Source organism: Pseudomonas sp. UFMG81, from assembly GCF_015354575.1.
Taxonomy (GTDB): Bacteria; Pseudomonadota; Gammaproteobacteria; order Pseudomonadales; family Pseudomonadaceae; genus Aquipseudomonas.
Genome location: NZ_JACAFQ010000034.1, coordinates 1 through 18,384, shown reverse-complemented (window position 1 = coordinate 18,384; position 18,384 = coordinate 1). Strand labels below are relative to the sequence as shown.

Below are 18,384 nucleotides of genomic sequence, written 5' to 3'. Positions count from 1 at the left end.
TGTCAGCGGCTTTCAGCGCGGCGGTTGCAGGGCGACGAACGTACCATCCATCCGCCTGGCGTAAACCGCCGGACCAATGGCACGAATAGCTAATCCAAAAGTGATAGCAGATGGCTTGCATGGCGTTAAGGCCCATCTATGCTCAGCACATCCAGGGGGGCACAGGAGGCCCGGCACATGTTCGAGTACCATCGCAAGTCCGATCTGGTCGAGATCCAGCGTAGCCGCCAGGCCTTGGCGGGTGTGGAGGCGAAGCTCGCGGCGATCAGCCGCTCCATGGCGATGATCGAGTTCGCCCCCGACGGCACCATCCTCGAAGCCAACGACCACTTCTGCAAGACGATGGGCTACAGCGCCGACGAGATCCGCGGCAAGCACCACCGGCTGTTCTGCGACCCAGGCTACGCCAAGAGCGCCGAGTACCAGCAGTTGTGGCGCGAGCTGGGGCAGGGCAAGGCCATCAGCGGCACCTTCGAACGCCTGGACAAGGCCGGGCGCGAAGTGTGGCTGGAAGCCAGCTACATGCCGGTGCTCGACGAACACCAACAGGTCACCAGCGTGATCAAGGTGGCCTCGGACATCACCCGCCATGTGATCGAGGAGCATGAAAGCGAGAGCCTGCTCAAGGCCATCGGCCGCTCTATGGCGGTGGTCGAGTTCACCCCGGCCGGGCGGGTGATCAAGGCCAACCAGAACTTCCTCGACACCATGGGCTATCGCCTGGAGGAAGTGGTGGGTCGTCATCACGGGCTGTTCTGCCTGCCCCATGAGCGCGAATCGGCGCAGTACCGCGATTTCTGGGCGTCGCTCAATCGCGGCGAGTACCACTCGCACCGCTTCGAGCGGGTCAACAAGCAAGGGCAGACGGTCTACCTGGAAGCCTCCTACAACCCGATCTTCGACAACAAGGGGCGGCTGTACAAGGTGGTGAAGTTCGCCAGTGACATCACCCAACAGGTCAGCACCCAGCAGACTGCCGCCGATGCCGCCCACGCCAGCTCCGTGCAGACCGACGCCTGCGCGCGCAAGGGCACACAGGTGGTGCAGCAGACCGTCGAGGTGATCGAGCAGATTTCCGCCGAGCTCAACCAGGCCGCGCGCAGCCTCGATGCGGTGAGCCGCCAGTCCGAAGTGATCGGGCAGATCGTGCTGACCATCCGCGGTATCGCCGACCAGACCAACCTGCTGGCGCTCAACGCGGCGATCGAGGCGGCGCGGGCCGGCGAGCATGGCCGTGGCTTCGCCGTGGTCGCCGATGAAGTGCGCAGCCTCGCCGCGCGCACCAGCAAGGCGACCCTGGAGATCGTCGAGGTGGTCAAGCAGAACCACGACCTGTCCCTCACCGCCGTGGCCAGCATGCAATCGAGCCTGACCCGCACCGGGCTGGGGGTGGAGCTGGCCAACGAGGCCGGCACGGTGATCATGGAGATTCAGCAAGGCTCACGGCATGTGGTGGATGCGATCGATCAGATCAACTCGACCCTTCAATTGCACTGAGGCCTTCGCGTAGCTCCTGTTCCAGGGCTTGCAGGCTGTCCAGCAGGCGGGTGAGTGCCTGCGCGACCGGCTGGCCCTGGGCAATGGCCTGTTCGATGGCTTCGCAGTCCTGCACCACACCCCTTACCTTGAGCATCTTTGCGCCGCCCTTGATCCGGTGCACGGCCATGCCCAGGGCTGCGGGCGCCGGTGGCGTGCCCAGTTCGCGCAGCGATTGCAAGTCCTCGGCGGTGCTGGCAGCCAGTTGTTCGAGCAGGTGCAGGGTCAGTTGTTCATCGTCCTGGGTGAGGTGGCGCAGATGCGCCAGGGCAAAACCGCTGGCCGGTTGAGCGGGCGCTTCGGCTGGCGCCGAACCGGGCAACGTCAGGCAGGCGCGCAGGGCCTGCAAGCCGATGGGCTTGAACAGGCACTCATCCATGCCACTGTCCAGGCAACGCTGGCGTTCCTCGGCCTGGGCATTGGCGGTGACCCCGACGATGCGACAGGCCGGTAGTTGCTGCACCTGTTCCAGAGCCCGTATGTGCCGGGTCAGGGCGTGGCCGTCCATCACCGGCATGCTGCAATCGGTGATCAGCACATCAAAACGCGCGGGTTGCCACTGCGCCAACGCCGCCTGGCCATGCTCGGCGAGCGTCACCTGGTGGCCCAGCGAGCGTAGCTGCTTGTCCAGCAGCAACAGGTTGGCGGGGTAGTCGTCCACTACCAACACCCGCAGCGGGCCGCTGCCGACTTCACGGGCTGGCGGCGGGGTGGCGGTCACGCAGGGCGCTGGCGCGGTTGGCAAGCGCAGCAGCACATCGACCTGGGTGCCCAGCCCTTCCAGGCTCTGCAGGGTCAGCTGGCCGCCCATCAGCTCGCACAGGCTGCGACTGATCACCAGGCCCAGCCCTGCGCCCTGACGGGCCCGACGACCGTCGACCTGGGTGAAGGCGCCGAACAACCGTGCCTGGTCGGCCTGGCTGATGCCCACGCCGCTGTCCTTGACCCTCAGTGAAACCTGCAGTCCACCGCCGGCCTGGGCCGCCACCGACAGCGCAAGGTCGATGCGGCCTTCGTCGGTGAACTTGATCGCATTGCTCAGCAGGTTGGACAGCACCTGCTTGAGCCGCAGCGGGTCGGCCAGCGCCCAGCAGGGTGCGCTGGGCAGGGTCGCGCGCAGGCGGATGCCCTTGAGCCGCGCATTGCCCTCGAACACGCGCAGCGTGGTGCGTACCAGGGTAACCAGGTCGGTGGCCACCGGTTGCAGGGTCATGTGGCCAGACTCGATGCGCGAGATATCGAGAATGTCGCCGATCAGCTCCAGCAGACCGATCGCCGAGTCGTGGGCGGTGTCCAGTGCGTGGCTATCGATGTGCCCCCGGCGACTGTCCTCCAGGGCCAGTTCGAGCAAACCGATGACGGCGTTCATTGGCGTGCGGATTTCATGGCTCATGACCGCGAGGAAGGTGCTCTTCGCCTGGTTGGCCTGTTCGGCGTCCTCCTTGGCCTGGCGCAACTGTTCCAGCAGCCCACGGCTGAGCGCCAGTTGCTCCTGCAGGGCATTGCGGGCTTCAGTGCGCTGGTGGATCAGTTTGCGCAGGTAGGTGTTCCAGAACACCACGCCGGCCAGCAGTACAGCGGCCATCACCAGCACTTGCAGCGTGAGTGATCGATAGTCGCGCCAGGGGCTGTCGCTGACCACTGCGCTGGTGCGCCAACGGTTGGCCAATTGTTCCAGCTCGTCGGGGGCGATACTCAGCAGTGCCTTGTCGAGGATTGCCTGTAGCTGCGGCAGTGCTGGGTCGACGGCGAACGACGCGGGCAGCGGCTCGTCGCCCAATTGCCCGGCAATGCGCAGGCGCCCGCTGTAGCCTTGGTTGATGAAGTAGCTGGCGTTGATGTACGGGCTGAGGGCGACATCGGCCTCGTGCTTGATCACCGCCTCCATCAGTTGCAACGGATTCTCCACTTCTATCGGGCGTGCCCCGGGTGCCTGGCGCATCAACCTGTCGAGCAGCGGCGAGCCACGCAGTACGGCGACCCGCTGCTGGTCAAGGGGCTGCTGCAGGGGGAGGGCATCCTGGCGGGTCACCAGCACCAGTGGGCTGGCCAGGTACGGCCGGGTAAAACGCAGGCGCTTGGCCAAGCGCGGATCGCGACCGATGGCGCCGAGCATGGCGACACGGCCTTGGGCCGCCGCTTCGATCATCTCGTGGAACGACAGTGCCCCGATGATTTCGAAGCGCAGGCCGGTACGCTGGCTGATCTGTTCCAGCAGCTCGATGGCGACGCCGCGTGGCTGTTGCTGTTCGTCGGTGAAGCTCAAAGGGGCAAGACGGGTGTTGATCATCACCTTCACCGTGGGGTGCTGGGTGATCCAGGCGCGTTCCTCCATGCTGAGCGCATCCAGGCGGCGGTCGAGGAGGATATGGGTGCTACCGCTGGTCCAGCGCCGCAGGATGTTCAGCCGTTCACTGTCGGCGATGCGTTGCAAGGCCAGGTCGACCAGCCGGTGCAAACGCTGGTTGTCGCGGTCCAGGGCGAAGGCGAAGGTGCCAGCCGGGGTTTTGACGAAGTGATCGACTTTGACCATGCCCTGGTAATTGCGACTGATCACGTAGTCGGTGCTGATGGCGTCCCCCAAGTACGCATCGGCCTGGCCCAGGGCGACTGCGGCGACGCCGGCCAGGGTCGAGCGGTACAGGTTGACCTGGGCCTTGGGGTAGAGCTGCTGGACAGTCTGCAGGGGTAGGTAATGGTCGACCATGGCCAGGCGCTGGCCCGCCAGCTCGCCGCTTTGGAGCAGGGCCGGGCCTGGGCGGGAGACGATGACGGGCAGGTCGTCGGCATAGGGCAGGCTCAGGGTAAGCCCAGCGTCGGCGGCTTCAAAGGCGTTCGAGGTGCCCAGCAGGTCGATTTCGCCACGGTGCAGGGCGGCGATGGCGTGTGCGCGGTCAGGGAAGCGTCGTACTTCGACCGGCAAACCCAGCAGCTCGCCAACCAGGCCGGCGTAGTCGGCGCTCAAGCCCTCATAGTCTGCGTGGGTGATATTGATGTCGAAGGGCGGGTAGTCCGGGTGCGAGCCTCCCAGTATCAACACCCGATGCTCACGCAGCCACTGGCGGTCGGCCTCGGTGAATGCCAGTGGCGCTGCGGCGCTGCGTGAACGCGCCAACAGTGCGCGGTCTTCCCTGGCGAGCGCGGGCGATGACGCCAGCAGGGTCAGCACCAGGCACAACAGGGCGCCCCTGATCATGGTTCAAGCCACGTTGTTGCGTTTTGCCAGGTCGACCATCTCGACCAGCGACTCTACCTTGAGCTTCTCCATGATCCGGCCACGGTAAGTGCTGATGGTCTTGGCGCTGAGGTTCATCTGTTCGCCGATCAGCTTGTTGCTCTGCCCGGCGCTCAGGCGGCGCAGCACTTCCATTTCGCGGTTGGACAGGCTGCCCAGGCGCTCGGCCTCGCTTTCCAGGGTGTTGCTGTTCACTGCCATCTGCGGGAAGGTCGAGTAACCCTTGACCAGTGCCTTGAGTGCGAAGACCAGGGCGTCGAGGTCCTCGTCCTTGTTGACGAAGGCCGAGATGCCGGCATCCATGCAGCGACGCACGTAGAGATCGGCGGGTTGGCCGGTCAGGGCCATGATCCGCGGTGGGGGATCAAGCAGCTTGAGGCGCTTGATGACTTCCATGCCATCGAGGTCGGGCAGGCCTATGTCGAGGATGACCACGTCCGCCTTGGTTTCTGTGGCCAGGCGCGCGGCCTCCTTGCCTTTACCGGTTTCGCCGACGACGGTGAAACGTTCGCGCTCGAGCAGCATGCGTACGGCGAGGCGAACAATGTGATGGTCATCGACCAGCAGCACGGATGTCATGTGTAACTCCTGTCGTATTAAGCCCACGTCCTGTCATCCATCAGTCGCATGTCTGGGGACCGGTCGGGCAGCGCACCTTACGGCGATTCGCGACCCTGGGTACATAGGCGAGTATAGGCGTGTTGAATAAACGACGGAGTTTTGAGGAAAAGCCCTACAAATGGGGCAGTATTCCCCTCATGGAAGGCTCTAGAACGGACTTTTCAGGCGCAGCTTACATGTGCCTTGAGCGTCCGCTCGGCGACGGCCGGGTTGTTTTCAAGGGCCTGGCCCACCCGGGTTGGTCGGCTGACCAGCACGCCGCCGCAGTTGGGGCAGCGGCCGTGGAAATGCTGCTCGTTGCACGTGCGGCAGAAAGTGCATTCGAACGAGCAGATCAAGGCATCCGGTGAGTCGCCCGGCAGATCGGTATCGCAGCATTCGCAATTGGGGCGCAGTTCGAGCATGGCGGTGGCTCCTTCACATGAGAGCGGCCAGTGTGCGCCTTAGCTGCCTGGGCGGTAAAGGTGGGCGTGGCCGGCGCGGTACAGCGCCGAGTCGGCGAAGGGGGCATCCCCCAGCACATGGCCGACCAGGATCAGCGCGGTACGTCGGAAACCCTTGCTGGCCACACGTTCGACGATATCCGCCAGGGTACCCCTGGCCCAGTCCTGGTCCGGCCAGGTAGCGCGGTGCACCACCGCGATCGGGCAGTCGGCGCCATAGTGCGGGAGCAGCTCTTCGACGATACGCGCGAGGTTCTTGATACCCAAGTGGATGGCCAAGGTGCTGCCGTGGCGCGCCAGGTCGGCCAGTTGTTCGCCGGCCGGCATCGGCGAGCTGTCGCCGTAGCGAGTGAGGATCACCGTTTGGGCCACGTCCGGCAGGGTCAGCTCGCAGCCCAGCAGGGCGGCGCTGGCGGCGGTGGCGGTGACCCCGGGGATGATCTGGTAGTCGATGCCCAGTTCGCGCAGGTGGCGGATCTGCTCGCCGATGGCGCCGTACAGGCTGGGGTCGCCGCTGTGTACCCGGGCCACGTCCTGCCCATTGATGTGGGCCTGGCGCATGGCCTCGACGATCTGTTCCAGGTGCAGCTCGGCACTGTTGATCACGGTAAGGGCGCGGTGGCCTTCGAGCACGGCCGGGGGGACCAGGGAGCCGGCGTAGATGATCACCGGGCACTGGCGAATCAGGCGCTGGCCCTTGACCGTGATCAGCTCGGGGTCGCCGGGGCCGGCGCCGATGAAATAGACCGTCATGGCAAGTCCTTGCAGGTAAAAAAGCGGATTATCCGCCGATGGCCAGCGCCAGGGTAGCGCCGCCGAGGGCCTGGCGGGGGATGTGCAGGCGTGGCTGCAGCCCGTCGCGTCCGGCGAGCGCCAGGGCGCTGCTTTCGGCGACGCCCCAGCAACCGGTTTGGGCAAAGGCGCTGGCCGAGCGCAGGCTGAGCAGCGGCTCGAACACCAGCAGTTGCGGGGCGTCGAAGCAGATCAACGGCAACCCCAGGCGGTCGGCCAATGCCAGCAGCCCGGGCTCGCGTGCCTTGGGCGTGATGCTGGCGATACCGCGCAGCGCGCCCAGGGCCAGGCCGTGGTCGGTCAGGGTCTGGCGCAGCAGCACCGCCAGGGTCTCGACCGGGCAGCCACGGCGGCAGCCAAGGCCGGCGTACAACGCCGGCAGGGCTGGCGAAGGCATCAAGCCTGGCTGGAGCGACGGTAGAACCAGGCGCTGAGCAGGCCCAGGGCCACCCAGAACGCGGCGTTGGTCAGCCACGAAGCGATCTTGAACTGGGTCTCCAGGGCTTCGGGTGCCAGGCTTTCATGCACTTCGGGTTGCGGCGCACCGATCACATGAGGGATGACCAGCAGGGCCACGCCCAGCACCTTGAACAGCCAGTGATGGGCGAATACCAGCAGCGCCAGACCGGCGGCAGTGGCGGCGGCGGTACCGATCCACCACGTCTGGCGTTGACCCAGGTCGGCAGCGGCAGTGCCCGGCAACTCCGGGGGCAGGCCCAGGGTTGGCGCCAGGCAGAACACTGCGAAGCCGGCCAGGCCCCACAGGGCGCCAGTGCCTACTCGGCCTGGCTCACGCAGGCTATACAGGGCGACAAGGATCAGCGCGAAGCCGACCGCGACCACCAGATTGCCCCCGGTAGTAGACAGCACGCGCTGCCAGCCATCTTCCGGCGCCCAGGCTTCGGCACTGTGTTCATGCTCATGGGGGGCGGCGGCCTCGCCGTGTTCATGGTGTTCGGCCACCGGGGCCGCGCTTTCATAGGTTTCTGCCTGGAGAATCAACGGGGCGACCCAGAAACTCTGCAACAGGGTGAGCAGCAGGGCAGCGAGCAAGCCGCTGAAGCCCGCAGTACGGGCGATACGGGTAATCATGCAGGTTTACTCAGTGGCAGGGGAAGGCGGCGCTGTGGCGGGTGTCGTGGGCTGCGTTGTGCACCGCTTCGATGTGCGAGAAACCGGCGAAGTACACCAGGCACAGGCCCAGCAGGCTGGCGCCGATGGCAATGACCATGCGCTGGCTCAAGGTGGCGGGGGTGGCGATGCTGTGTTTGCTGGTGGTGATCGGCATGACGCGTTCCTCTGCTGCTTTTATTGGGGCAACGGGCAGGCGCGGCGCTCCCGGGCGCGACAGCCCAGGGGATACGACAGCGCCCGCCCACCGCGGGGTGTAGATGTGACGTCAGGCCGGTCTCCGGGCTGGCGAGGCGGAGCAGGGCTCCGTCGTTGGCGTCACCTTCCCATGCTGGATGATCCGGCACAGTGGTCAAGACGCTTCACTCGCTTACCGTTGCGGGGGCAGCACCGGCTTTGTCTGCTGTCTATTAAAGACGCGCGACGCACCGGTTTCCCGTTTCACCCCCAAAGGGGGCACCTGAACGCAGTGCGCTAGCAAATCACGGGGCAGGGCTTGCGTCAATCGCGGCGGCGGTTGACCGCCGTCGGGGGGATGCGTAGCCTTGCCGGTTCGAGGTTCTCCGGCACTGGCCGGAGCTAAGACGGGAACGCGGTACAAGCCGCGGCTGCCCCCGCAACTGTAGGCACCGAACAGGAATGGCACAGCCACTGCGTACGCGCGGGAAGGCGCCTTCCTATTGGCTTTGACGGCCAGCGGTGCAAGCCAGGAGACCTGCCTCGCAACGTTTTCGACTTTCAACCGGGCGGGGTGATCCGGTGGCGAACGCGCCCGGGCGGCAGTGCCCGTGGCTGTCGTCCCGCATGCCCGCGCCACTGCAGCCAAGGGCACCGCGACATGAAAACACTGGCCAAGCTCCCCGTCACCATCGTCACCGGCTTCCTCGGCTCGGGTAAAACCACGCTTTTGCGGCATATGCTCGACAACGCTCAGGGCCGCCGCATCGCGGTCATCGTCAACGAGTTCGGCGAGCTGGGCATCGATGGCGAAATCCTCAAGCAGTGCAGCATCGGTTGCACCGAAGAAGAAGCCAACGGCCGGGTCTACGAGCTGGCTAACGGTTGCCTGTGCTGCACCGTGCAGGAAGAGTTCTTCCCGGTGATGCGCGAACTGGTGGCCCGGCGCGGCGACCTCGACCACATCCTCATCGAAACCAGCGGCCTGGCCCTGCCCAAGCCCCTGGTTCAGGCCTTCCAGTGGCCGGAAATTCGCAACGCCTGCACCGTCGATGCGGTCATCACCGTGGTCGACAGCCCAGCCGTAGCCGCTGGCACCTTCGCTGCCTATCCCGACCAGGTGGACGCCCAGCGCAAGCTTGACCCCAACCTCGATCACGAATCGCCGCTGCACGAACTGTTCGCCGACCAGCTGGCCAGCGCCGACCTGGTGGTACTGAACAAGGCCGACCTGATCGACGCCGAAGGCTTGGCCAAGGTCCGTGCCGAAGTCGCCGAAGAGCTGCCACCGGCAGTCAAGGTGATCGAGGCCAGCAGCGGCCGCCTGCCGCTGGAGGTGTTGCTGGGCGTGGGCGCCGAGTCCGAGGCGCATATCGATGGCCGCCGTACCCACCATGATTCGCACCATGACGGCGATGATCACGACGATCACGACCATGACGCCTTCGACTCGATCTCCATCGACCTGCCCGAGGCCGACGAAAGCCTGCTGCTCGATGCCCTGACGCAACTGGTCACCGAGTTCGGCATTCTGCGCGCCAAAGGCTTCGCCGCCATCCCCGGCAAGCCGATGCGCCTGCTGATCCAGGGCGTGGGCACGCGCTTCGACAAGCACTTCGACCGCGCCTGGCGCACCGACGAGCCGCGCATCACCCGCCTGGTGCTGATCGGCCAGGACCTCGACGCCGAGCAACTGGAAGCGCGCCTGCGCCAAGCCCTGGGCGCCTGACCCATGCACCTGCTGCGGACCCAGCCCGGCGGCTTCGTGCCGGACGACAGCATCGCCGACCTCGGCCAGACCCCGGCCGAGCTGGTGATCCTCTGCAGCGGCGATTCACACCTGGCGCTGCTCGCCGAAACCGCCGAGCAGTTGCCAGATGATTTCCCCAGCGTGCGCCTGGCCAACCCTATGCAGGTGCAGAACCACGCCTCGGTCGACCTGTATGTCGACGAGGTGCTGCGCCACGCCAAGGTCATCCTGGTATCGCTGCATGGCGGTGTCGGTTACTGGCGTTATGGCGTGGAGCAACTGGTCGAGCTCGCCCAGCGTGGCGTGCAGTTGATCCTGGTGCCTGGCGACGACCGCCCCGACCCCGAACTGACCGACCTGGGCACGGTGCGCGGCGCGCAGGCCGAGCGCCTCTGGCATTACCTGCGCCAGGGCGGCAAGGCCAATGCCGTCAACCTGTTCAACTGCCTGGCCAGCCAGTGGCTGGGCCGCGACTATGCCTGGGACGAACCCCAGCCGTTGCCGCGCACCGCGGTGTATCACCCAAGCAAACCCAGCGCCGCGTTGCAGGACTGGTACGGCGAGTGGAACCCCGAGTGGCCGGTGGCGCCGCTGCTGTTCTACCGCTCGCACCTGCAGGCGGCCAACACGGCGTTCATCGATGTGTTCTGCCAGCGCCTCCAGGCCTGCGGGCTGAACCCGCTGCCAATCGCGGTGGCCAGCCTCAAGGAGCGTGCCTGCCTCGAGCAGGTCGAAGCCTGGCTCGACGAGGTGCAGGCCGAAGTGGTGATCAACACCACCGGCTTCGCCCTGTCCAGCCCCGAGCAGCCCAACCTGCGGCCACTGCGCCGCGACGTGCCGGTGTTGCAGGCGATCTGCGCTCAGGACAACCAGCCGGCCTGGGAGCAGAGCGAGCAGGGCTTGGGCGCCCGCGACCTGGCGATGCATATCGCCCTGCCGGAACTGGACGGGCGCATCATCACCCGCCCGGTGAGCTTCAAGGACCTGGCCTGGCGCAGCGAGCGCAGCCAGTCCGACGTGGTCTGCTACCGCGCCCACCCCGAACGCATGGACTTCGTCGCCGAACTGGCGCGGCGCTGGGTCGAGCTGGCACGCCTGGACAACCCGGAAAAGCGCGTGGCGCTGGTACTGGCCAATTACCCGACCCGCGACGGGCGCATCGGCAATGGCGTCGGCCTGGATACGCCCGGGGCGGCGCTTAATATCCTCAAGGCCCTGCAAGCACAGGGCTACCCGGTGGCCGGCCTGCCTGACAGCGGCACCGAGCTGATCCATCAGCTACTGGGCGGGGTGACCAACGACCTCGACCACCTCGACCAGCGCCCCTGCGCGCAAAGCCTGAGCCTGGCCGACTACCAGGCGGCCTTCGCCGCGTTGCCCGAGGCCAATCAGCGTGCCGTGCTCGAGCGCTGGGGCGCACCCGAGCAGGACCCGATGTACCGTAGCGGGCGCCTGATGGTGGCGGGGTTGCGCTACGGCCTGACCTTCGTCGGCATCCAGCCGGCGCGCGGCTACCAGGTCGACCACAGTGCGGTGTACCACGACCCCGACCTGGTGCCGCCGCATGGCTACCTGGCGTTTCACTTCTGGCTGCGCAACGGCTATGCCGCCGATGCCGTGATCCATGTCGGCAAGCACGGCAACCTGGAGTGGCTGCCGGGCAAAGGCGTGGGGCTGTCGAATGAATGCTGGCCGGACGCGCTACTTGGCCCGCTGCCGAACATCTACCCGTTCATCGTCAACGACCCGGGCGAGGGCGCCCAGGCCAAGCGTCGCACCCAGGCGGTGATCATCGATCACCTGATGCCACCTTTGACCCGCGCCGAGACCTACGGCCCGCTGCGCCACCTGGAGCAACTGGCCGACGAATACTACGAAGCGCAGTTGCTCGACCCACGCCGCGCCCGCGAATTGCAGCGCGATATCCTCGAACTGCTCAAGGCCAACCATATCGACCGCGAGCTGCAGCTCGAAGGCCAGCTCGACGACGCCGCCGTGTGGTTGCCGCGCCTGGACACCTACCTGTGCGACCTCAAGGAGTCGCAGATTCGCGACGGCTTGCACGTGTTCGGTCAGTCGCCAAGCGGCAGGCTGCGCAGTGACACGCTGCTGGCGCTGCTGCGGGTGGAGCGGGGCGACGGCAAGGGCGGCAATGCCAGCGTGATCCGCGCGCTGGCCCGGGCGCTGGCGCTGGGCTTCGACCCGCTCGATTGCGACTTGGGCCAGGCCTGGGAAGGGCCGCGCCCTGAAGTATTGGCGAACCTCGACAAGGCGCTGTGGCGTACCGCCGGCGATACCCGCGAACGGCTCGAACGGTTGGCACTGGCGCTGATCGAGCAGGCCCTCGCAGGCGAGTGTGCCTTCGCCGGGCAGGCAGGCTGGCAGCCAGTGCATGAGGTACTGCAAGCGCTGGTCGAACGGATCGCCCCCGACCTGGATGCTTGCGGCGCCGCCGAGATCGACGGCCTGCTGGCCGCACTGGCCGGGCGCTTCGTGCCCGCCGGGCCCAGCGGTGCCCCGAGTCGCGGGCGCCTCGACGTACTGCCCACCGGCCGCAACTTCTATACCGTCGATGTGCGCAACCTGCCCACCACCACCGCCTGGCGCCTGGGCTTTGCGTCGGCCAACCTGATTCTCGAGCGCCACTTGCAGGACCACGGCGACCATCTGCGTCAGCTGGGCCTGTCGGTGTGGGGCACGGCGACCATGCGCACCGGTGGCGATGACATCGCCCAGGCCATGGCGCTGATGGGCGTGCGCCCGGTGTGGGCGACCGGCAGCCAGCGGGTCGACGATTTCGAGATCCTGCCACTGAGCTTGCTCGACCGTCCGCGCGTCGATGTCACCTTGCGGGTCTCGGGCTTCTTCCGCGATGCCTTCGGCAACCTGATCCGGCTGTTCGACGCCGCAGTGCAGGCGGTGGCCGCGCTGGACGAACCGGACGATCTCAACCCGTTGGCCGCGCGGGTGCGCACCGAGCGCCAGGCGCTGCTCGACGAGGGCATGGAGCAGGAGCAGGCGACGCGCCAGGCTGGCTGGCGGGTATTCGGCGCCAAGCCCGGTGCCTATGGCGCAGGTGTGCAGAACGCCATCGACGGGCGCCTGTGGCAGAGCCGCGACGACCTCGCCGAGGTGTACCTCAACCACGGTGGCTACGCCTACGGCGTCAGCGACGAAGGCACCCCGGCCCGCGAGCGCTTCGCCCAGCGCCTGAGCCAGGTGCAGGCGGTGCTGCAGAACCAGGACAACCACGAGCACGACCTGCTCGATTCCAACGACTACTACCAGTTCCAGGGCGGCATGCTGGCCGCCGCCGAAACCCTGGCCGGCAGCGCCCGTGCCAGCTACCACGGTGACCACAGCCAGGCCGACCGGCCGCGTATCCGCACCCTGAAGGAAGAGCTGAACCGGGTGATCCGCGCCCGCGCGCTCAACCCCAAGTGGATCGACGGCGCCAAGCGCCATGGCTACAAGGGGGCGTTCGAGCTGGCGGCGACGGTCGACAATCTGTTCGCCTTCGACGCCACCACCCACCTGATCGACGACCACCATTACCAGGGCCTGGCCGACGCCTACGTGCTCGACCCGGCCACCCGTGATTTCATGCGTGAGCACAACCCCGAAGCCCTGCGCGACCTCACTGAGCGCCTGCTGGAAGCCCAGCAGCGTGGCCTCTGGCAGGATCCGGGCGACTACCGCGACAGCCTCGAGCAGCAGTTGCTCGAAGGCGAGGAAGACAGCTGAACATGAGCGAACCCGTGCAATTCCCCCTGGCCGCCGTGGTCGGCGCCGACGAACTGAAGCTGGCGCTGTGCCTGACCGCCATCGACCCGAAGATCGGCGGTGTGCTGATCGAGGGCCCGCGCGGCATGGCCAAGAGCACCCTGGCCCGGGGCCTGGCTGACCTGCTGGGCGACGGGCCGTTCGTTACCCTGCCACTGGGCGCCACCGAAGAGCGCCTGGTCGGTACCCTCGACCTCGACGCTGCGTTGGGCCAAGGCCAGGCGCGGTTCGCCCCGGGTGTGCTAGCCCAGGCCGACGGCGGCGTGCTGTACGTCGACGAGGTCAACCTGCTGCCCGATCCGCTGGTGGACCTGTTGCTGGACGTCGCCGCCAGTGGTACCAACCGCATCGAGCGTGACGGCATCTCCCATCGCCATGCCGCGCGCTTCGTGCTGATCGGCACCATGAACCCTGAAGAAGGGGAGTTGCGTCCGCAACTGCTGGACCGTTTTGGCCTGAATGTCGCCCTCGACGGCTTGCCGGCGCCAGCGGCACGCCAGCAGATCATTCGCCGTCGGCTGGCCTTCGACAGCGACCCGCAAGCGTTCTGCGCGCAGTGGGCCGCTGAACAGGCAGCGTTGCGCGAACGCTGCAACACGGCGCGTGAGCGTTTGCCGGCGATCGCCCTGGACGACCAGGCGCTGGGCTGGATCACCGAACGCTGCTTCGCCGCCGGGGTCGATGGCCTGCGCGCCGACCTGGTCTGGTTGCGCGCGGCCCGCGCCCACGCGGCCTGGCGCGGGCATTCGGCCATCGAGGAGGCCGATGTCGAGGCCGTAGCCGAGTTTGCCTTGCGCCACCGTCGCCGGGTCGAAACACCGCAACCTGAGCAATTTTGCGCCAACACCGACCGGCAAGGGCAGGCATCGGACTCGCAACGAGGTCAGGGCGACTGGGGGGCGTTGCCAGCGCAGCCGGTGGTCAGCGGCGCCCGACGTGAGGTACCGAACTGGGCAAAAAAGCCCTGAGCATCCGCCGAACAGGGCCAGCGGCGGATGCCAGGCTCCGCGCCGGCCAGCTGCAAGGTGGCAGCCGCGGCCGCCCACAGGCGACGGACAGTGGGCGGGTGGCTTGGCTGCCGACCTTGCTCAAGGGGCGCCCGCGGCAGCGCCGCGACTTGTGCTGGCAGCAGCGTCAGGCCCAGGCGCCGCAGCTGTGGTTGGTGATCGTCGATGCCTCGGCTTCCACCCGCCGCCACCAGGCGCTGGCCCAGGCCAAGGGGTTGTTGGCCGAACTGTTCGATCAAGCCTACCGGCAGCGCGCGCGCCTGGCGTTGCTCACCGCCAGCGGCAACCGGCCGCACTGGCAGCGCCATGGGCTGAAGGCCTCGGCGGCCTTGCAGCCGTGGTTGCGCGATCTTGGGGCGGGCGGTGGCACACCCTTGTTCGCCGCGCTGGAACAAGCGCGGCAGTGGTTGCTGGCTCGGGCCAAGCGGCTGCCCAATGAACAGCGGCGCTGCCTGGTGCTGACCGACGGTCGCCTGCAACGGCAAGCGGCGCTGCGGCCATTGCCGTGCGACACAGTGCTGGTTGACATGGAATTGGCGGCGGTGCGTATCGGCCGCGCACGGCAACTGGCCGAACAACTGCAAGCCGATTATCGGCATATCGAGCAGTTCGACTTGGTCAAATAATGTGAATAACTGCGGCGTAATGCCGCAGGCGCAGAAAGTTATCGGGCGAACACGGTGGAAGTTATACAAGTGCGTGACAGGCACGCACGTGTAACAGCCACCTGTTTACTTGGGCATCGACCAGGGTTGCAGGTCATAACCTTTCTGGCACAGTTCGGCACGCACTTCCTCGATCAGGCTCGCCCATTGCGCAGGGTCGGAATACACCCGCGAAGAGACTTGCTTGGCACCAATACGGGTGCTGGTCCGGTCGATCACTGCCAGGGTCAGTTCACCAGTACCGTTGGGTGCATCCCAGGCTACGCACTGGAAGGGTTCGAAGGCGTGGTCGGCAATCAGCAGTGCTTCGTTGACACGGAGCGGGGCGTTCATGGGTTCGGTCTCTCTATGGTCCCAAACAACTAAAATTAGGTTCCGCGGTGTTGTTCCGGCGTAGGGTACAGCGCGGGGTTATTCGTACTGATGCTCCAAGTCAGGGGATGAGTCACAAGGAACTGCAAATTTTTTTACGGCGTGCATTGCAATAACCTTTTGCCGCGTCGCCTGTGACGGCAAACGTTTGGGAAAATTCCCGTATCAGCATTGCAACAGCTGTGGGCTGACCAACGGTAGGGGGCGGCGTCAACTTCATTGCTACTGTTACTTTTGGCGCTGCAACATACTGTTTATAGATGGAAAACTAATTACCGGCGCCAAGGAAAGGTCATGTCTGAACCTGCCAGCCACCGCCGTCTATTGATCGTCGACCCCTGTGATGACTGCCACCGCCTGTTGCCCGGGCTGCGCAGCGTCGGTTGGGATGTACACAGCTGTGCCCTCGACGTTGCCCTGGAACACCCCTGCGATGTCGGCTTGCTGCGCTTGCAGGCGTCACACCTGCGCCGCCCGGACGCGGTCAAGGACATGATCAAGCGCAGCAACACCGAATGGATCGCGGTGCTCAGTGCCGAAGAACTGCGCATGCAGAATGTCGGCGACTTCGTCTGCGAATGGTTCTTCGACTTCCACACGCTGCCGTTCGATGTGTCGCGGGTGCAGGTCACCCTCGGCCGCGCCTTCGGCATGGCGCGCCTGCGCGGCAGGGGTACGCCGGCGGTGGATGAGCCCGAGCACGAACTGCTGGGCGACAGCCGGCCGATTCGCGAGCTGCGCAAGCTGCTCGGCAAACTGGCGCCCACCGAGTCGCCGGTGCTGATCCGCGGCGAAAGCGGTACCGGCAAGGAGCTGGTGGCGCGCACGCTGCACCGCCAGTCCCAGCGCCACGACCAACCGTTCATCCCCATCAACTGCGGGGCCATCCCGGAAAACCTGATCCAGTCCGAGCTGTTCGGGCATGAGAAGGGCGCCTTTACCGGTGCCCATCAACGCAAGATCGGGCGCATCGAGGCCGCCAATGGCGGCACGTTGTTCCTCGACGAGATCGGCGACCTGCCGTTGGAACTGCAGGCCAACCTGCTGCGCTTCCTGCAGGAGCGGCACATCGAGCGGGTCGGCGGCAACCAGCCGATTACAGTGGACGTGCGGGTATTAGCGGCGACCCATGTCGACCTGGAAAAAGCCATTGAGCAGGGGCGTTTTCGCGAAGACCTCTACTATCGGCTCAACGTCCTGCAGGTGGTGACCGCGCCGCTGCGCGACCGACATGGCGACCTGTCGATGCTGGCCAGCCATTTCGCGCGCTTCTACAGCCTGGAGACCGGGCGCAGGCCGCGCTCGTTCAGCGATGGTGCCCTGGCCGCCATGGGCCGCCACGACTGGCCTGGCAACGTGCGCGAGCTGGCCAACCGGGTGCGTCGTGGCCTGGTGCTGGCCGAAGGCCGGCAGATCGAGGCGAAGGACCTGGGCTTGCAGGACCAGGCAGACCTTGAGCCGCTGCTCGGCACGCTGGAGGACTACAAGCACCGCGCCGAGCGCCAGGCCCTGTGCGATGTGCTCAACCGCCACAGCGACAACTTGAGCAACGCGGCCAAGGTGCTGGGGATTTCCCGCCCGACCTTCTACCGCCTGCTGCACAAGCACCAGATCCGCTGAACCTCAGGCGCACTTGCGCTGGATCAACACCAGGCCGGCCCATCGGGCGGATCCTCAAGCCATACCGACCGCTTGAGAGGACCCGGCCATGAGCAGCACCTTCTTCATCCCCGCCGTGAACATCATGGGCATCGACTGCCTGGACGAGGCCATGGCCGCCATTGCCGGCTACGGCCTGCGCAAAGCACTTATCGTGACCGACCAAGGTTTGGCGCGCGCCGGTGTGGCCGAGCGCATCGCCGGCATGCTGGCCATGCGCGATATCGACTCGGTGGTATTCGATGGCGCCAAGCCCAACCCGAGCATCGCCAACGTCGAGGCGGGGCTGGCCATGCTCCAGCGCGAACGCTGCGACTGCGTGGTGTCGCTGGGTGGCGGCTCGCCCCACGACTGCGCCAAGGGCATTGCCCTGTGCGCCACCAACGGCGGGCATATCAGCGACTACGAGGGCGTCGACCGCTCGAGCAAGCCGCAGCTGCCGCTGATCGCCATCAACACCACCGCCGGCACCGCCAGCGAGATGACCCGCTTCTGCATCATCACCGACGAGGCGCGCCACGTGAAAATGGCCATCGTCGACCGCAACGTCACGCCGATCCTGTCGGTCAACGACCCGGCGCTGATGGTCGGCATGCCCAAGGCGCTGACTGCTGCCACCGGCATGGACGCGCTGACCCATGCCATCGAGGCCTATGTGTCCACTGCGGCCACGCCCATCACCGACGCCTGCGCGCTCAAGGCCATCAGCCTGATCAGCGACAACCTGCGCCAGGCGGTGGCCGACGGTGGTGATTTGCAGGCCCGGGAGAACATGGCCTATGCCCAGTTCCTCGCCGGCATGGCTTTCAACAACGCCTCGCTGGGTTATGTGCATGCCATGGCGCACCAATTGGGGGGCTACTACAACCTGCCGCATGGGGTGTGCAACGCGGTGCTGCTGCCCCATGTGCAACGCTTCAACGCCAAGGTCAGTGCTGCGCGCCTGCGCGATGTGGCCAAGGCCATGGGGGTGAAGGTGTGTGGGCTGGATGCCGAGCAGGGCGCGGGGGCGGCCATTTCCGCCATCGAGCATTTGGCGGTGGCGATCGGCATTCCGGCTGGGTTGGCCGAACTGGGGGCCAAGGTTGAGGATGTGCCGGTGCTGGCCGCGAATGCGCTGAAGGATGCCTGTGGGCTGACCAACCCACGGGTGGCCAGCCAGGTGGAGATCGAGGCGATCTTCAAGGCGGCGTTTTAGGGGAGGGTTGGGGGG

At 66.3% G+C, this 18,384-nt stretch carries 15 protein-coding genes, 1 pseudogene and 2 riboswitches; of the genes and pseudogenes, 8 read left to right on the top strand and 8 right to left on the bottom strand.

Annotated features, from left to right (window positions below; translation table 11 throughout):
- Positions 1-138: 138 nt before the first annotated feature.
- A pseudogene (locus IX761_RS27715) lies at positions 139-960 on the top strand (PAS domain-containing protein); the annotation flags it as partial.
- Positions 961-1,002: 42 nt separating this feature from the next.
- The gene (locus IX761_RS27710) at positions 1,003-1,497 is read left to right on the top strand and encodes a methyl-accepting chemotaxis protein (RefSeq protein WP_416366808.1); all 495 of its coding nucleotides are present in this window, start codon (positions 1,003-1,005) and stop codon (positions 1,495-1,497) included.
- On the opposite strand, the gene IX761_RS21070 is transcribed toward IX761_RS27710, so the two are convergent.
- The 7 genes from IX761_RS21070 to IX761_RS21040 all read right to left on the bottom strand — a co-directional run bounded on the left by IX761_RS21070 (position 1,472) and on the right by IX761_RS21040 (position 7,915).
- Positions 1,472-4,732, bottom strand: coding sequence for a transporter substrate-binding domain-containing protein (locus IX761_RS21070; RefSeq protein ID WP_194791443.1), 3,261 nt, complete (start codon positions 4,730-4,732; stop codon positions 1,472-1,474). The genes IX761_RS27710 and IX761_RS21070 overlap by 26 nt on opposite strands.
- Positions 4,733-4,735: 3 nt before the next feature.
- Positions 4,736-5,350: a response regulator transcription factor gene (locus IX761_RS21065; RefSeq protein ID WP_194791442.1), complete on the bottom strand. Its 615-nt coding sequence runs from the start codon at positions 5,348-5,350 to the stop codon at positions 4,736-4,738.
- Between the two features lie 203 nt (positions 5,351-5,553).
- A complete protein-coding gene (locus IX761_RS21060) occupies positions 5,554-5,796 on the bottom strand; it encodes a DUF1272 domain-containing protein (protein WP_194791441.1) in 243 nt (80 codons plus the stop codon).
- Between the two features lie 39 nt (positions 5,797-5,835).
- Positions 5,836-6,588: a precorrin-4 C(11)-methyltransferase gene (cobM, locus tag IX761_RS21055; RefSeq protein WP_194791440.1), complete on the bottom strand. Its 753-nt coding sequence runs from the start codon at positions 6,586-6,588 to the stop codon at positions 5,836-5,838.
- A 28-nt stretch (positions 6,589-6,616) separates the two neighbouring features.
- Positions 6,617-7,009 (bottom strand): cobalamin biosynthesis protein, encoded by a 393-nt coding sequence (locus tag IX761_RS21050; RefSeq protein WP_194791529.1) that lies wholly within the window; start codon positions 7,007-7,009, stop codon positions 6,617-6,619.
- A gap of 14 nt (positions 7,010-7,023) precedes the next feature.
- Positions 7,024-7,719 carry a CbtA family protein gene (locus IX761_RS21045; RefSeq protein WP_194791439.1) on the bottom strand — a complete coding sequence of 232 codons (696 nt, stop codon included), beginning with the start codon at positions 7,717-7,719 and terminating at the stop codon, positions 7,024-7,026.
- A 10-nt stretch (positions 7,720-7,729) separates the two neighbouring features.
- Positions 7,730-7,915: a CbtB domain-containing protein gene (locus tag IX761_RS21040; RefSeq protein ID WP_194791438.1), complete on the bottom strand. Its 186-nt coding sequence runs from the start codon at positions 7,913-7,915 to the stop codon at positions 7,730-7,732.
- A 96-nt stretch (positions 7,916-8,011) separates the two neighbouring features.
- A riboswitch (cobalamin riboswitch) is annotated at positions 8,012-8,237 on the bottom strand.
- Between the two features lie 60 nt (positions 8,238-8,297).
- A riboswitch (cobalamin riboswitch) is annotated at positions 8,298-8,496 on the top strand.
- A 100-nt stretch (positions 8,497-8,596) separates the two neighbouring features.
- On the opposite strand from IX761_RS21040, the gene cobW reads away from it, so the two are divergent.
- The 4 genes from cobW (at position 8,597) to IX761_RS21020 (ending at position 15,101) form a co-directional block, all read left to right on the top strand.
- Positions 8,597-9,664, top strand: coding sequence for a cobalamin biosynthesis protein CobW (gene cobW / locus IX761_RS21035; protein ID WP_194791437.1), 1,068 nt, complete (start codon positions 8,597-8,599; stop codon positions 9,662-9,664).
- Positions 9,665-9,667: 3 nt separating this feature from the next.
- Entirely contained in the window at positions 9,668-13,429 is a 3,762-nt protein-coding gene (gene cobN / locus IX761_RS21030) for a cobaltochelatase subunit CobN (protein WP_194791436.1), read from the top strand.
- A 2-nt stretch (positions 13,430-13,431) separates the two neighbouring features.
- Complete coding sequence (locus tag IX761_RS21025; RefSeq protein ID WP_194791435.1) at positions 13,432-14,436, top strand: ATP-binding protein; 1,005 nt, start codon at positions 13,432-13,434, stop codon at positions 14,434-14,436.
- 98 nt (positions 14,437-14,534) lie between these two features.
- Positions 14,535-15,101, top strand: coding sequence for a vWA domain-containing protein (locus tag IX761_RS21020; RefSeq protein ID WP_194791434.1), 567 nt, complete (start codon positions 14,535-14,537; stop codon positions 15,099-15,101).
- Between the two features lie 105 nt (positions 15,102-15,206).
- Here the strand turns inward: IX761_RS21020 and IX761_RS21015 are convergent, their stop codons facing one another.
- Positions 15,207-15,473: a hypothetical protein gene (locus tag IX761_RS21015; RefSeq protein ID WP_194791433.1), complete on the bottom strand. Its 267-nt coding sequence runs from the start codon at positions 15,471-15,473 to the stop codon at positions 15,207-15,209.
- A gap of 333 nt (positions 15,474-15,806) precedes the next feature.
- Between IX761_RS21015 and IX761_RS21010 the strand changes: the two genes are divergently transcribed.
- Both IX761_RS21010 and yiaY read left to right on the top strand, forming a co-directional pair.
- A complete protein-coding gene (locus tag IX761_RS21010) occupies positions 15,807-17,132 on the top strand; it encodes a sigma-54 dependent transcriptional regulator (RefSeq protein WP_194791432.1) in 1,326 nt (441 codons plus the stop codon).
- A gap of 88 nt (positions 17,133-17,220) precedes the next feature.
- Positions 17,221-18,369 carry an L-threonine dehydrogenase gene (gene yiaY / locus IX761_RS21005; protein ID WP_194791431.1) on the top strand — a complete coding sequence of 383 codons (1,149 nt, stop codon included), beginning with the start codon at positions 17,221-17,223 and terminating at the stop codon, positions 18,367-18,369.
- Positions 18,370-18,384: the final 15 nt, after the last annotated feature.

Excerpts from the sequence above, each read along its gene's own strand:
- IX761_RS21015 (WP_194791433.1), bottom strand. The coding sequence starts at position 15,473 with ATGAACGCCCCGCTCCGTGTCAACGAAGCACTGCTGATTGCCGACCAC.
- cobW (WP_194791437.1), top strand. The coding sequence starts at position 8,597 with ATGAAAACACTGGCCAAGCTCCCCGTCACCATCGTCACCGGCTTCCTC.
- yiaY (WP_194791431.1), top strand. The coding sequence starts at position 17,221 with ATGAGCAGCACCTTCTTCATCCCCGCCGTGAACATCATGGGCATCGAC.
- cobN (WP_194791436.1), top strand. The coding sequence starts at position 9,668 with ATGCACCTGCTGCGGACCCAGCCCGGCGGCTTCGTGCCGGACGACAGC.
- IX761_RS21010 (WP_194791432.1), top strand. The coding sequence starts at position 15,807 with ATGTCTGAACCTGCCAGCCACCGCCGTCTATTGATCGTCGACCCCTGT.
- IX761_RS21070 (WP_194791443.1), bottom strand. The coding sequence starts at position 4,732 with ATGATCAGGGGCGCCCTGTTGTGCCTGGTGCTGACCCTGCTGGCGTCA.
- cobM (WP_194791440.1), bottom strand. The coding sequence starts at position 6,588 with ATGACGGTCTATTTCATCGGCGCCGGCCCCGGCGACCCCGAGCTGATC.
- IX761_RS21065 (WP_194791442.1), bottom strand. The coding sequence starts at position 5,350 with ATGACATCCGTGCTGCTGGTCGATGACCATCACATTGTTCGCCTCGCC.
- IX761_RS21045 (WP_194791439.1), bottom strand. The coding sequence starts at position 7,719 with ATGATTACCCGTATCGCCCGTACTGCGGGCTTCAGCGGCTTGCTCGCT.
- IX761_RS21060 (WP_194791441.1), bottom strand. The coding sequence starts at position 5,796 with ATGCTCGAACTGCGCCCCAATTGCGAATGCTGCGATACCGATCTGCCG.
- IX761_RS21040 (WP_194791438.1), bottom strand. The coding sequence starts at position 7,915 with ATGCCGATCACCACCAGCAAACACAGCATCGCCACCCCCGCCACCTTG.
- IX761_RS21025 (WP_194791435.1), top strand. The coding sequence starts at position 13,432 with ATGAGCGAACCCGTGCAATTCCCCCTGGCCGCCGTGGTCGGCGCCGAC.